This is a genomic window from Labilibacter marinus (genome assembly GCF_001659685.2).
In the GTDB taxonomy this organism is placed as follows: Bacteria; Bacteroidota; Bacteroidia; order Bacteroidales; family Marinilabiliaceae; genus Saccharicrinis; species Saccharicrinis marinus.
Map to the genome: position 1 here is coordinate 167,207 of NZ_LXYE02000009.1, position 15,581 is coordinate 182,787.

The window sequence follows — 15,581 nt, forward strand, 5'->3', positions numbered from 1 at the left end:
GTTTTGAAATTTTACCTTAAACTTAACAAATTTTCGGGACGAAAATTTGGCGCCCCCAGAAAGCCTATAAACTCTCAAAAATATAACCGACTCCGCATTACGTATTAGCTTTTGTTAGCCACTGTTATTGATTATAGAATGAAGAAACGTTTAATTCTTTCTTCAATCTTTGAATCTCATCAAAAGAATGGTCAGACTTAAATAATATTGTCTTTAGTTCAGAATGTCCCATATATTCTTTTGTCCGTATTCCCATTTTATACCAAACCCTGAGTACCAGCTTCAAATCATTTAGTTGTTTTCCATTTTCAATTAGGATTTTGACTGATTCCTTATTACCGTTCTTAAAATTTATCTCAAGTCTGGCTAGTCCATTGTGCTTAATATCTTTTGAACTAAATCTTTGTCCCTTAATGTAATTGTGATAAAAAGTAATTTCTGAAAATTCTTTAAATTCTAATTCAAACTTTACTTTCTTACCAACTCTTGTCAGTCTGTCCTCTGTAAAAATTACATTTCCAATAATGTCATCTTCCTTTATCCAGTCAGGAAATAAGGTTCTTCCGTAATTAATATCTACAAAAATCAATATTCCTAATAAAGCGATTAGAATTGTTGAATGTATTCCTAAAAATCCTAATGGGATAATAACTAACGCATAAATAAAAATTGGTAGTATCACTAGGTAGAACGAATTGATTTCCTTTGTTCGTTTTGACTTTTTAATATATGGTAATTCTGCTAGTATCATGAGGTAATAGTGGCTAACTACCCAGGAAAAATACCAAGTAGCTTTATTTCGCTTTTATATTTCCTAAAGGTGTAGTTTCCATGCCTTATAGGTATGGCAACTACACCTCAATATGTTTAACAACTTAATTTTAGGTAATTTTTAAGCATATATTCCTAAAACAAAGCATCCCCATTGTGAGCAATTAAAGCCACGCTAATTTAGTATTTTATCCTAGTAATCATATATTCCATACATAAGTATCATAAAACATAACATGATTATATATACTTTAAAGGGTTTTCTCTTTAAATAATGCACAATCATACTTACGAGGACATTAATTAACTTGTATTAAAGCTCTCGTAAGTCTGCGAGGGCATTAATCAATTTGTATTAAAGCTCTCGTAAATCTGCAAGAGTGTTTTTACTTTGGAATAATGCCCAAACACATTTACGAGAGGGTTTTTCCAACAGAATAATGCCGAAACACACTTACGAGAGGGTTTTTCCCTGCGGAATAAAGCCCAAGCAGACTTACGAGGAGGTTTTTCCAACGGAATAAGTCCCAAGTAAACTTGCGAGAGGTTTTTTCTCTAGGAATAATGCCCAAGTAGAGTTACGAGAAGGTTTTTCCCGACCATGTTCAATAAACTGTGCCATCAAACCGCCATGTACTTATAACAAATAGGGAGAAATAAAATCAATTATTTCTCCCTATAAAACATGGTTAAAACCCAGAAGTATTACTTCTTAATTTCAATTCTTATACCCTCGGAATGCGCACTAAACTCAGGAGCATACATACATTGCATGCTTGTAATACCGTTTGAAAAACTACCCGCATGCACGGCTCGTAAGCTATACTCAAATACATAAACGCCTTTACGCATATAACTAATAAAGAAGTTTTCCGAAGCATCTTTAACACTTTCGTAATAACCCAATCCATCACGATACTTATATTCAGATAGTGTACTTACGGGTTCAAAACCTGAGGCACGCATATCTTTTAAATGCACGTATTCATAATCACGATCTGCATTAATTTCTACTCTAACCACAACTTCATCACCAACTTGAATAGGCGCATCCGCTTTTATCTCTTGTAGTACAGCCCCTGCTTCGGTAAACTCTTTTACATAGAGTTTCTTTACAATTTTAAGCTCTGTTTCGGCAGAAGTAATTTTATCCAGTTGCTCAAAATATTGCCAGTATGCCGCACCCCAGGCAACACCGTTATTGGGGTTATGCACTTTTAGCTCGCCCATTTCTGGTTTTATCTCGTTACCTGTAAAAGTAGTTTTTACATAACCCGTGCCTGCTTCGGCATGTATGGTTTTTAGTGATTCAAGCGATTCTCCTCCAACATTTACTTGTAGCAATTCCGTTTCTGCTATCTGGTTGGTACCTCTTAATAATAAAGCATAACATGCAGCTACTGTAGCCTTGGTGGTTTTCCAGTCGTATGTTTGCTTGTTGCGCAACAACCATATTTTCATTTCCTCTACTGCAGCAGTATTGTTACTTACTTCATCAAAAGCCTCAATGAGCATGGCTTGCGTTTCAATAGGAGCCTGATACCAATAATACCCATAACTATTACTTTTCCAATACATACCCAACTCCTTAGATCGGATGGTTCTATTATCCAATGATTTTATCAATTGCTTGGCAACAGCATCATCCTGACTTCTGTTTAATACAATAGACAGCATGGCTTGCGAATAGATATCCTTAGTTAAGCCGTAGGTTTTGGCCTGGTTATAGAAATAATTATAGGCTTCACTTAGGGTTTTATTCGGTATAATTGGAGCAAAAAAGCTTTTGGTATATAAGTAATGAATCTGCATGCGCGAAAGATGATCTTCTTCCATTTTAAGTAGACCTTTTTTCTCTTGCTCTTGCAGTTTTTTGTAATCCTCAACAATACGCGCATCTAAATAATGAAGCGCTTTTTGTATCATCCTATTTACATTTGCCTGGTTATTGGTTTGAATAGCCTTTAAATGCTGCAGTTGCGCCAGACCCATGGTAACATGTTGGGTAATATATCTGTTATCGGGCATGCCTTCGAACCAAGCAAATCCACCATTAGGGGTTTGTTTATGCTGCAGTTTATTAAACGCCGATTGCAAATTATTACTCATATGGTTTAAATCGAAAAGCAAACCCAAGCGTTTCTTACGTTCCGTTTCACTCTGAGCATTTCGCAGCCAAGGTGTTTCTTGAATAAGCAATTCTTTTAGCTCTTGATTTTTTTCCAGATTAGAAACCAAAGCATCCGCTTGAAGCGTTTTCCAGGTATTGAATACTTCACGTATTTTTGGCGAACTATTGACCATTTTAGAAGATAATGAATTGGCAAAGAAACGCGAAAATACTTGCTCGGCACACTCATATGGATACTCCATTAGGTAGGGCATAGCTTGTATGGCATACCATGCTGGGTTAGAGGTGTACTCAATGGTGTACGATTCATTTCTCAGTGTACTGGATGATTGATCTACCATTTTATCGAAGCGATATTCGGCCGTTTCTTGCGGTCGCAGCATAAAAGGCATACTTTCGGTCACCAACTTACTATTGACCAATACGGGTAGTATGTTTTCTTCGCCATCGGTATGTTTACCCGCTTTAGCCATCACCTTGTAATGTACCGCTTGAATACCCGCTGGCACAACCAATTTCCAACGCAATCCTTCGCTTTGTCCCTTGTCAATAGAAAAAGGTATTTTGGTGTCCGACTGTAATAAAAGCGGATTGATAGGCTGATTATTGATAGCATTAAAAAGCTGAATGTAAGCATGGCCTTTAATAGCAGCATCACTGATGTTATTTACCTTGGCGGCAAAATATATGGTGTCGTTCTCCCTCAGGAATCGAGGTGTATTCACCATAATGGACACATCTTTTTGCGTGATTAAGGTATTACTTACACTACCCGTTTTAAAATCTTTGGTATGTGCAAATCCCATCATTTTCCAGCGTGTGAGCGCCTCCGGAATGGTAAAGTCAATAGTTATTTCTCCATTTTCATCCGTTTGCAAATGCGGATAAAAGAAAGCCGTTTCATTAAAGTTCTTTCGGGTTTTAATTTGAGGTATAGCTTCGGTTCTTTTCTTAGTTTTTATTCCTGGGATATGGCCAGCTAGGCCTTTCGCAGGTGCTATATCTTCTTCAAGTTCTAACTCTTCACTTATTTCCATGTCGTTATCAACCATATTCACAGCACCTGCAGGAGCCATCGCTATAGATCCTGTTACCATACTCTTTTTTTGTGTACCATAGCCAACGACAACTACATCGTCTAATTCATGAGTTTCCTCCTCCATAACAACGGATATGGTGTTGCTTAATACTTGGTGATACGATGGTTTATAGCCAATAAAACTAAATTCTAACCATATACCTTTGGGTACATTCTTTAATGAAAAGTTACCCTCAAAATCGCTTACAGTTCCTGTTTGCGAATTGTATATTTTAATATTAACACCAGGGATAGGTTCTTTGTCGTTATATGACCTAACAACTCCGCTAAGCTTACCAATTAGTTTAGCCTTGTTTTGTTTTGCTAAGCTTAATAATGAGTCGTTTGTTGCACTTATCTTTTTTAGCGTAGTATTATGTCTTTCTAATATCCTTTTTCTTCTTTCTTCGGCTTCTTTCTTTTGTCTGATTAGGTTTTGTAATTCGCGGTAATGTGGGTTATAATGACCAAAATAGTTATAGCTTAAATGCAGTGTTTCGTACGACTTATTCCACCAACTTAGGTAATGATTTACTCTAGAAAGTTGATGAGTCCTAGATAATGGATCCACCAAATTACCATTCCATTTATGCCATGTATGATTTTTATGATGGATAAAGTTGCTTGGCCATTTTAAAGGCGCAAATGCATCCAAAGAAGCATCATAAAGCGTAGCCATCATTTCGGCGGTTTCTTTTTCGCCACCTTTGTTTTTAATGCTGAGTTTCCACTGCTCTTTTGATCCGGGCAATAGTTTGTTTCTAAACGAGGTAAAAGTAATATCCAGCTTTTTATTGGTATAAGGAACTTTTATCTCGTTTAGCGAAATAAAGGACTGTCCTTGTACTACCTGAACAAATTGCACAGCAAAACCACCTCTATATTTTTCAAGGATGGGAACTTCTATTTTGCGTATTTTTTTACCGGGCTTAATAATCTTTGTTTCCAGTACCTGGTCACCATGTAATAATTCGTAACGGATAGGAGTTTGAGGGCTTAAGGCAGCTACCCAAAACTCTGCTACTTCACCTGGTTCACCGCTTGTTTTAACCGGAGTAATCCAATCTTTAGTACGGATAGGCATTTCTGGTTCTGTTTGAATTATTCGAACCACTTTTTGCCATTTTACCTTCTGTTTACTGCTGTCGATTGCGTTAATATTAATCAAGTAATAACCACGCTTTAAGCCAGAGAAGGATTCGTTAAAGGTGTTGTCATTTAGGTTACTTTGATAAGTGTATTTAAAGACGGTTTTGCCTTTTTTCCAGTTTTCAGGGTCGCTTTCCTTTTTGTAAACTCGATGGGGGAACATGGTTTTAAATGTTGCTTCGTCGTATAAAAACTGATCGGGAGCTTCCCATGCGCGATCAAACAAAAGTTGTTTAGGTGCTACAAGTTGAGTTGTGGAAATTTGTACATCTGTAATTACTTGGCCGCTATTAATATTATTGGTTTCTATTTTAATATTCGGAACATTATGGGTAAAAATAACATCCGGAATTTCTGTTTTAATCATTAATGGCGATTGACTCACACGAAGGGTATGGGTGTCAGATCTGGTTTCTCCATTAGCATCGGTAATATCAGCGGTTAAGGTATAGGCGTAAATCTGATTTTTATCCTTTATGTCTCGGTCATCCGTAAAGTAGGATATACTAAAGTTTCCATCCTTATCTGATACGGCATTACCCACAGCAACTTGTTTTTCACCCTCATTAAAGTGGCCCCAATACCATCCCCATCTTGCTTCTGCCTTACGATTAATGCGATAAATAATTGTTGCATTATCAATAGGGTATCCGGCATAGGCTTGTGCTGTACCATCAATTTTAACTGAATCATTAAAACTAAATGATTTTGTAACGGGTTTATATTTAATTTCAAAAGTAGGACGTTTATATTCTTCTACCCGTAAAGTTTGGTAGGCATAGTTACATCGTAAAGAGAATCTACCATTTAACAAGCCCGTAGGAATAGTAAACGTTCCGCTGAAAGTACCATATTCATTGGTACATACATTGAGCGAAGAAAGCTCTTGACCATTGGCATCATGCAAGTGTATCTTGTTGCGTTTGTTGCTTACAATGCTGCATGTGTCTCCATGTCTATCGAGCATTAAACCTTTAAAATGAATGGTTTGCCCAGGACGATAAATTGCTCTGTCTGTATATAGAATGGTACTTCTATTGCCTGCGCTTATATGTGGTTTCCTATATCTATATTGATCAGATATCGATATAGAATCTTCTTTGTATGAAACAATGATAGTATTTCGCCTGTAGTACGAATCGTCCTCTGTGTATTCAATGTTTCCCTTACTATCCGAAAAAAAATCGTGCTTTAGTGTGTAGTTGTGCTTACGTGTTTCGTAATTATATTCAGATTCAAACACTTGAAATTTGGCATTTTCAATAGGGATTCCCGTATCTCTATTATAAATAGTGTATAATGATTTATGGTTATCGATCGTTTTACTCAGAAGCATCATGTTGGTTGAAGTATTAATGCTTACAGTAGCGTTATTAGCTCCACTCAATTCTTTATTGTCGGATACAACAATATTATAAAAACCTTTTTCAAGTGCCTTTAAAGGTACTTCAATATGATGTTCGCGATAATCATTCACCTTTGGTAAAACTTGTTGCCATTCCAGGATTGCTTCTTTATTAATGTACTCATTTTTGTTAGTTCTTCTGAATAGATCGTAGTTTCTTATCTGCTCTAAATTTGTTTGATATACCTTAAAATAAACGGTATCCAGATTCTTGTAATCCAGTTTAACCAAATTGGGTGTATTAGGATTGAGTAATTGTTCTGATTGAAGATGTAATGAAGGTTCTTCTATTTTTTTTAGCAATTGAGAAAAATAGTACTTGTGCGAATAATTGGGGTAGGTGCTTAGCGCTTTTTTGCAAATTTGGCTAGCCTCTATATAATAGTTTCTATCGCCACCAGATTCAAGTGTATATAAAAAATGAGCCAGTTGATATTTTAGTTCAAGTTTCGCATCTGTGTTTGGGGCTTGAGCTTCAAGCTGATTTAGTGCAGCCATATAAAGACTGTCCTTTTGCTGGTGAGCACTTTGGGTATGGATATATTTCAAACGGTTTAACTCCAAATCAAATAAAGCTTCCTTATTGGCATTTTTTACATGATAGTGCGTTAGTTGTTGAAATAATTGAACTGATCTGTAGGTCAGGTTAAGTGAATCGTTGGTCGGAATTTTATACCTGCTAAAATCAGCGCCCAGATTAAAATATTTTGGATGATGCACGGTAAAAGTGTTTACTGGCGAGCTTAAACCCGTTTCATCATTTCTGTATAAATTTATAACACGGTGCGTCAATAAATCGAGTAGGCTTGGTCGGAAAATGCGGTTGGTAGAATCACCTACTAGGAGGTAATCAAACATATCAACAGGTATTTTATATAGTTGATCAGGATTTTCCAGTGAAAGATTCATCTCCTTGATGACCTCGCTCATTATTCTTTTTAAATCCCATGTTTCTATATTATCGCCAGCGTTTTCTTGTATAGTAGTACGCTGATGAATGCGCCATCTATTTTGCTGATAGTATTGCCAGTACAGATTGCCTAAAATAGAATGGCCCACCTGATTAATGGGAAATTCTAATTTGTCCATGTCTCCCTTTAGCTGATCAATGACTTTTACCAGTCCCTTTTCTTCGTAATAGCAGAGATTAACCATTCGGTCGTTAACCGCCCTCAGTTGAACAAGATAGTTTTTCTCCTGTATGGCTCGTTCAAAAATGTTATCATATATAGGTGTTGCATCACGCGGAAGTCCTTCCATTAAAAGTGAGTCGATTACCTCAAACTGTTTATCGTACCACGTATTATTTGCGTGGTGTGATGACTGCGGCTTGCTACTTTGCAAAGAAAGTAAGATGATTAAGGCCAGATATAAGATTTGTTTATGCATAGTGTTTATGGAATTATAAATACATTTTTAATACTTTATGGTAAGGATGCAAAGTGTTGCAGGATTCCATAAAAATTATTTAAAAATGTGGTTTAGCTTGTTTAAAGTTATTTAAATTTCAGAGATGTAATTACTCAAACTATCCTCTCGGGATAAGTTTAACTTTTTACGAATTCTGGAACGAGACATATGTATGGTATTATGTGCTACCCCCAATATTTGAGCCATTTCCTTACTGTCAAAGTTTAGTTTAATCAGCGCACAATGCTTTAATTCGGTAGGAGTAAAGCTTGGTTCAAGTGCCAATAAATTCTTATAAAACTTATCGTTGATTTGCGTAAAACGCGAATGAAAATCATCCCATAAGCTTTTGCTATTTTGCTTGTATTTAAAGTTGAGCTTTTTGTGCTTTTTTGTATCACTTGCCTTAATGGCTTCAAGTAATTCGTTTATGGTATTTTCCTTCTCAATAAATTGTAATGCATTTACAGCAAGCTCTTTGTTTTTAATTTCTAGTATATCTTTGTTCTTCTCTTTATTTAATTGTTGCGCATAAAGTATATGCTTCATTTTAAAACGCTGTCTTATATAAATAAATAGAATTCCTGCAGATAAAAGAAGTATGCTAATCAACCACTGCATCCTATTGCTAGCCTTATCTTTTAGTTCAATAATACGTTCCTGATCGTGAATCTTTTTGTCTTTCTGCTGAAGATCTTCATTGTATTTATTTTTTAATTCGAATAAGGATTTATTCGTGATACTTCTAATATTAAACATACTATCCGAAGCTTGCTTTGCTTCTTTCATATAGATATAGGCATCCTTTTTTGCTCCTGTAGAATGCGATAACATGGCCAGTTTTTCCAACACCTGTGGTTTAAGCATCGGGTGAACACCAAAAGAGTCAATAATGCTTAGCGAAGTGTTATAATGTTGTTTAGCCTTTTGGGGCTGTTTTAAGCCAAGATGTAGTTCTCCCAAATAAAAATAATTGGTTACCTGAAAATTCTTATTGGTTTTAGATAAGTTTTTTTCGAGTTGAGAATAATACTTTTGTGCTTTATTAAACTCTCCTTTATTAATATAAACCTTCCCGTAAAGGCTATTGATGTAGTTTGCATTTCGCGATGAAGGCAAAACGGTAATGCATGAATCCAGATATAATAGGGCTTGATCGTATGGTGCTATATCTGCGTATAATGATGCCAAACTCAGGTAAGATGTTAATAATGAAGATGAATCCTTTTTAAAGTATTTTTTTGCAATAAATAGCCCTTTTTGCATTTGAATATTAGCCAAACTATCCTGCCCAAACTTACCATACAAAATGCCTAATTGGCGATGAATTTTCAATATTGCCGAAGTATCTGATTTTTCGGTGGCGATAGGTAAGGCACTTCTCAAAGTATCAAAGGACTGATTAAACCTTCCTTCTCTTAAATCAAGGTCAGATAATTCTATGATTTTATGCAAATGGGTATGTGTACTGTCATTGGCTTGTTGTATAGTGCTATTTGAGGAAAGTACTATATATATTATAAGCAAAATAACACTTCTTGATTTATTTAAGATGTTGTAAATTAATATTCTATCCATAATATTGATTGAAACCCAAATCTAATACATTATAGTGACTATATAGTAATATTATAGTAAAAATCATTTCTTATATAGTTATATTATAGCTTCAATTGAATAATGATAAACAGTGCTAAGCTACATTTGTGGTAAAGTATTTCTAAACTAAAAATAGCACATTAAAAGTCTTATTGTTATGAAAAAAAATCTGAGTTACGCTGTAGCATTTTCACTCATGTTACTTTCTCATATGGCAATAGCTCAATTGCCTGAAGAAATTGATTTAAATGGAAAATGGAGTTTATCATGGGAAGATGAATTCGACTATCCCGATAGTCAGCTGGACGATAATTGGATTTCGCAGAATGGCGCTTCTGGAGGAGTAGTATTATGTAGCAGATGGAGAGAGAATGCCGTTGTTAATAATGGTATCGTTGAATTGCAGGCAAAGAAAGAAACGCGTGGAGGACAAGATTGGACCGCTGCCAGTATTTGGACCAAGGAGAAATTTCATTACGGATATTATGAGTGCCGATACAAGTATGCAGGAGCCACAGGCACCAATAATTCGTTTTGGATGTGGACGGGTTATGATATAGAAGAAGGACAAAAAGCGGTTGAGCTTGATCCAAACGAAGGGCATTATCCCAACGAAATAAATACAAATATTCATAACTGGACAGATAAATATGAGGATGGAAGTCATGATGACTGGCCAGAACACTTTGATATGGGAGGTATTGAAAAACATCCATCTTATACGCATGTGCTAGATGCCACCATTACAACTAACAAAATTAGGTTTTCATCTACGCATGGGGCGCATTTTCATATTGGTGAGTTTAGAATTTATGCTCCCAATGCAAACGGGTATCCACAAGATGCAGTATCCAATTCAGCGGATTCGGAAGTAGCTGGTCTGGTTAATTATACACGTGATGCAGCAACAACCATCACGGCAAGTGGAAGTTATGTAATTGATGGAAGAAATACGGATCCTGAAAATGTAGCTAATGGGTTAAATACTGGAATAAATGCGAGTTGGATTTCTCAGAAGGATGGTGAAAAATGGTTAGAAATAACTTTAAGTGAAGAAAAGGAGATAGGTTGTATTCAGTTTACTAATGGATGGTTAAGTGGAACAGGTTGGAATGCCTTGATTGATAATTATAAGATTGAATATTACGATGGAGCAAATTGGATAGAGTTGGCCAAATTTGATATAGCAGATGGGGCGGATTTTTCGGAGGAGTATCATGTTGTTGGTATGTTATGGGACGAAACTACGATTAAATATTACTTTGATGGGGAGTTGATTCGTACTTTTCCACACGACTTTATACATGCGCCAACTAGAGTTTATTTGAGTCTTGCTATTTTAGATATGGGCATTGCAGGAGCGGTTACGGATGCCATTGATGGAACAAGTATGAAGGTGGATTATGTACGGTATTATACAAAATCAAAAGATACATCAATTAATAATGTAATGAAAAATAAGCTGAAGTCTTTTCCAAACCCAGTTAATGATCTATTATTCGTTGAAAACGATAATAAGCTTGAGCAAGTAAGTATTTATGACTTACAAGGAAAAATGGTGTTGCAGTCTAATTTAGATAGTCAAAATAGCATCAATGTATCTAGTTTATCACCAGGTGTATACTGTCTTGTAGTAAATGGTGTAAATATGGTTGAAACGGGAAAGTTTATTAAAAACTAACATAGTATTTTTATAAAAACATCATTTAATGAAACAAATTAATCTACTGAATTTATTACTCTTATGTTTAACTTTAGTTATTGCAGTGTCTTGTACAGAAACTAAAAAACAAGAAGGAACTGCCGAATACCAGGTATTTCCGCATAAAATGCCGATAGAAAAACCAGATTTTCCGTTGAGTGCTGCCGCTGAACGAATGTTTGATTATCCAGCTCCAAGGGCACAGGATAATGAATTGTTCACACAGTTTAAGTATACTCGCCTAGAAGGTTTGGATTATAATGGTGGTGACGGAACCATCACGCGACGCGATCCTTCTCGACCAATTTTAGTGGATGGGAAATATTATATGTGGTACACCAAACGACATACAAAAGTACCTCCGGTGGGAGCTAGAAATGCTGGTGAAGCTACCGATGAAATTCCGTCCACTGACTGGGATTTATGCGACTTATGGTATGCTACAAGTACGGATGGGTTTAAATGGGAAGAACAAGGTATTGCGGTGGCTCGCCCGCCTAAACCAGCGTTAGGATGGCGTTCTGTAGCTACACCTGATATTTTGGTGTGGAAAGGAAAGTATTATTTGTATTTCCAAGCATTTAACGAACCAAGTGGTACCAAAGGAGATTGGTGTCCTATCTCTATGGCTTATGCTGATTCGCCCAATGGCCCTTGGACACATGTAGGTAAGCCTGTTGTTCCATTTGGAAAAAAAGGAGAATGGGACCAGGATCAAACCCAAGATCCACACCCAATCATCTACAAAGGAAAAATATACTTGTATTATAAAGCTGCCTATAATAAATGGCCTGATTTACGCGATAAATATGCTGTAGCTCATGGATTAGCTATTGCCGAAGATCCGTTTGGACCCTTTGAAAAATGTCCTTTGAATCCAGTATTAAATTCAGGTCATGAAACAACTTATTTCCCGTTTAAAGAAGGAATAGCAGCACTCGCTATTAAAGATGGCAATGAAGCCCAAACGATGCAATATGCAGAGGATGGTGTGAATTTTAAAATTGCTGCCACAGTAGAGTTAACGCCTACAGCTGCAGGAGCTTATACGCCTGATGCCTTTACAGGAACAGATTATGGTAGAGGTGTTACTTGGGGGATGTGTCATTTTATTAATGCAGCATCAACAAGAGATAGAAAGCATTCCATCATTGCTCGTTTCGATTGTGATTTGAGTTTGGATTGTGATGAAAAGTGGTTGAAAAGCACAGGCGTATGGCACAGGCCAGATGTATATTTTAAGCAAGGTTTAGGTGGTTTAAGAAAGAAACGAGAAGGAATTAAATAAATACGATGATTATGAAAAATACAAAATGGCTTTGGGTGTTAGTAATGACGTTAATCTTTGTCAATTGCTCAGCCCCTAAAGAAAAAGAGCAAACAGAGGAAAAAGATAACACGTCTCAGGTATTTCCGTTTACCATGCCTAACGAAAAGCCGAACATACCATTAAGTGCTTCTTCGGAGCGCATGTTTAAGTATGCCGAACCAAGGGCACAGGATAACGAGTTTTTTACACAATTTAAATATACTCGTTTAAAAGGTTTTGATTACAGTAACGGTGATGGAACTATTTCCAGAAGAGATCCTTCTAGGCCTATATTAGTGGATGGGAAGTATTATTTATGGTATACAAAGCGACATACCCAGGTGCCACCTATTGGTTGGAATAGAGCCAAAGAAGCAACAGATATTATTCCTTCTACCGATTGGGATTTAGCCGAAATTTGGTACGCTACTTCCGAAGATGGAATTACATGGGCTGAGCAAGGAGTAGCAGTTACGCGTCCAGAGAAGCCTAAATCGGGATGGCGTTCGGTAGCTACACCTGATATTTTGGTTTGGAAAGGAAAGTATTACCTGTACTATCAGGCTTTTGATGAGCCAAGTGGTTTGCGTGGCGATCTTTGCCCAGTATCCGTTTCTTATGCCGACTCGCCCGAAGGTCCTTGGACACATGGAGGAGATGCAGTTATTCCGTTTGGTAAAGAAGGCGAATGGGATCAGAACGCAACGCACGATCCACATCCCATTATTTATAATGGTAAAATTCATATTTATTACAAAGCAGCTTATAATAAATGGCCTCATAAAAGAGATAAATATGCTGTAGGTCATGGGTTGGTTATTGCTGAGCATCCGCTGGGACCATTTACCAAACATCCATTAAACCCGGTGATGCAATCAGGACACGAAACTACTTATTGGCCGTATAAGGACGGGGTAGCTACTATAGCTATAAAGGATGGAAATGAACGTGAAACCATTCAGTATGCAAAAGATGGAGCTAATTTTGAAGTCGCTGCACACCTTTCATTAACGCCAACTGCAGCCGCTCCATATATTCCTAACCTTTTTAAAGAAGGACAGGATAATCGTGGTTTTCGATGGGGGTTATGTCATTTTGTTAATGCAGGAACCGCTAACAAAGGTTACTCAATTATGGCTCGTTTCGATTGCGATTTAAGTTTAGATTATGATGAACCTGCTTTTAAAAAGACAGGTGTTTGGCATAAGCCAGAAGTCTACTTTCAGCAAGGCATGGGCAGTTTAAGTCAACACCCCGAAGGTAGATATAAGAAGAAAGACTAAGAAAGGTTTTTGCTAACTGGGCAAATATTGATAATAGATTAAACAACAAAGGCTAGTCAACTCGACTAGCCTTTGTTGTTTTTATGACTATACTAAAGAGTTACTCCCAGTACTCATCAATTATTTTTTGAATTTCTGGATACTTGGTATCTTCTTCATTAATAGATGTTCTTAAATCTTTTAATTGAACCTTGAGGTCTTTGATGATAGCATCATACTTAGCATCTCCATATAAATTATTCATTTCATGTGGATCATTTTCTAAGTCATAAAACTCCCAAGCTGGTATTGTTTCAAAATCCGACATTGAAGCAGGGTTATGTGCCCATTTTTGTGCTGCAGTATTACGTTGTTTGAAATCTCTACCATAAAAGAATATAAGCTTATGTTTTTTCGTTCTTATACCAAAATGCGCAGGGTTATTATGTTTGTGTGCCATGTGCATCCAATAACGATAATAGGTGGCTTGTTGCCATTCTTCAGGTTCTTGTCCTGTTTCTAGTATGCTTTTAAAGCTATTGCCTTGCATATAGTCGGGAGTTGAACCTCCGGCCAAGTCAATTATAGTTGGAGCAAAGTCTGTATTATTGATTATGGCATCAGATTGGCTCCCAGCTTTAATTAGTTTAGGATAACGAACTAGAAATGGCATACGCATCGATTCTTCGTACATCCATCTTTTGTCAATATAATCGTGCTCACCAAGCATAAAGCCTTGGTCGCCTGTATATATAATGATGGTATTATCCATAAGTTCCTCAGCTTCTAGATAATCGAATAACCTTTTTACATTATCATCTACACCTTTAACGCAGCGTAAGTAACGTTTAAGGTACTCTTGATAGGCCAAACGTTTATATTCAGGGTCAGGAATATTTGGGTCAATTTCCATGTGCATGCCCATGTTTCTAATTACATTTCTATGACCGATGGAAGAGCCGATCGTATCCATCCAGCAATCGTTAATACCTTTTGTAGCAACTGAACCGTTGTTTTTATTATCCCATAAACTGGCTGGTTCCGGAATATCCACATTTTCTAAATACTCATTGTATCTATCGGCATACTCAAAAAAGTCATGAGGCGCTTTAAAATGATGCATCACAAAAAAGGGTTTTGACTTATCTCTTTTGTTTTTGAACCAGTCTAGTGAGATGTCCGTAATTACATCTGACGAATGACCTTGATAGGTAGTAGCATAAACTTCACGTTCAATACCTTCTTCAAATTTAAATAGAGTTAAAGAATCACCTTCGCGAGTATATAAAGTTGGGTTATGGTAATCGCCTTGTCCAGGCAATACATTGTAATAATCGAATGCCTCAGGCGCTTCTTTTAAATGCCATTTTCCAAACATGGCTGTTTGATAACCCAGCTTCTTCATTTCGGTAGGTAGGTGTTGTTGCGCTTTACCAATCTTACCACTTAAATCCATCACGCCATTGGTCTGACTGTATTGCCCTGTTAAGATTGCTGCACGTGAAGGAGTACAAATAGAGTTGGTGCAAAATACATTTTCGAACAGTATTCCTTCTTTGGCAATTCTATCAATGGTTGGTGTAGGGTTTAATTCTGCTAGTCTCATTTTATAAGCACCAATGGCTTGGGCACAGTGGTCATCAGACATGATGTAAATGATATTAGGCTTTTTATTTTCACTCTTAGGAGTAGAGCAAGAAAACAAAGTAATGAGAACGAAGAGTAATCCAAGATTTAAGATTTTCATCATTATAGATTTTAATTT

The 15,581-nt window shown here is 36.6% G+C and carries 7 protein-coding genes; 3 read left to right on the forward strand and 4 right to left on the reverse strand.

The features are described from left to right. Nucleotides 1-124: 124 nt before the first annotated feature. The 3 genes from A8L32_RS04180 to A8L32_RS04190 form a co-directional block, all read right to left on the reverse strand. The gene (locus tag A8L32_RS04180) at nucleotides 125-751 is read right to left on the reverse strand and encodes a hypothetical protein (RefSeq protein ID WP_075590158.1); all 627 of its coding nucleotides are present in this window, start codon (nucleotides 749-751) and stop codon (nucleotides 125-127) included. Nucleotides 752-1,476: 725 nt separating this feature from the next. Then, nucleotides 1,477-7,923, reverse strand: a complete 6,447-nt coding sequence (locus tag A8L32_RS04185; protein ID WP_075590159.1) for an alpha-2-macroglobulin family protein — start codon at nucleotides 7,921-7,923, stop codon at nucleotides 1,477-1,479. A gap of 111 nt (nucleotides 7,924-8,034) precedes the next feature. After that, nucleotides 8,035-9,522, reverse strand: a complete 1,488-nt coding sequence (locus A8L32_RS04190) for a helix-turn-helix domain-containing protein (RefSeq protein ID WP_075590160.1) — start codon at nucleotides 9,520-9,522, stop codon at nucleotides 8,035-8,037. 178 nt (nucleotides 9,523-9,700) lie between these two features. Between A8L32_RS04190 and A8L32_RS04195 the strand changes: the two genes are divergently transcribed. The 3 genes from A8L32_RS04195 to A8L32_RS04205 are packed head-to-tail and all read left to right on the forward strand — an operon-like array spanning nucleotide 9,701 to nucleotide 13,837. Further along, the gene (locus tag A8L32_RS04195) at nucleotides 9,701-11,224 is read left to right on the forward strand and encodes a T9SS type A sorting domain-containing protein (protein WP_075590161.1); all 1,524 of its coding nucleotides are present in this window, start codon (nucleotides 9,701-9,703) and stop codon (nucleotides 11,222-11,224) included. A 28-nt stretch (nucleotides 11,225-11,252) separates the two neighbouring features. Continuing rightward, nucleotides 11,253-12,533, forward strand: coding sequence for a glycoside hydrolase family 117 protein (locus A8L32_RS04200; RefSeq protein ID WP_075590162.1), 1,281 nt, complete (start codon nucleotides 11,253-11,255; stop codon nucleotides 12,531-12,533). Nucleotides 12,534-12,544: 11 nt separating this feature from the next. Then, nucleotides 12,545-13,837: a glycoside hydrolase family 117 protein gene (locus tag A8L32_RS04205; protein WP_075590183.1), complete on the forward strand. Its 1,293-nt coding sequence runs from the start codon at nucleotides 12,545-12,547 to the stop codon at nucleotides 13,835-13,837. 100 nt (nucleotides 13,838-13,937) lie between these two features. On the opposite strand, the gene A8L32_RS04210 is transcribed toward A8L32_RS04205, so the two are convergent. Next, complete coding sequence (locus A8L32_RS04210) at nucleotides 13,938-15,563, reverse strand: sulfatase family protein (RefSeq protein WP_198931726.1); 1,626 nt, start codon at nucleotides 15,561-15,563, stop codon at nucleotides 13,938-13,940. Between the last annotated feature and the right edge of the window lie 18 nt (nucleotides 15,564-15,581).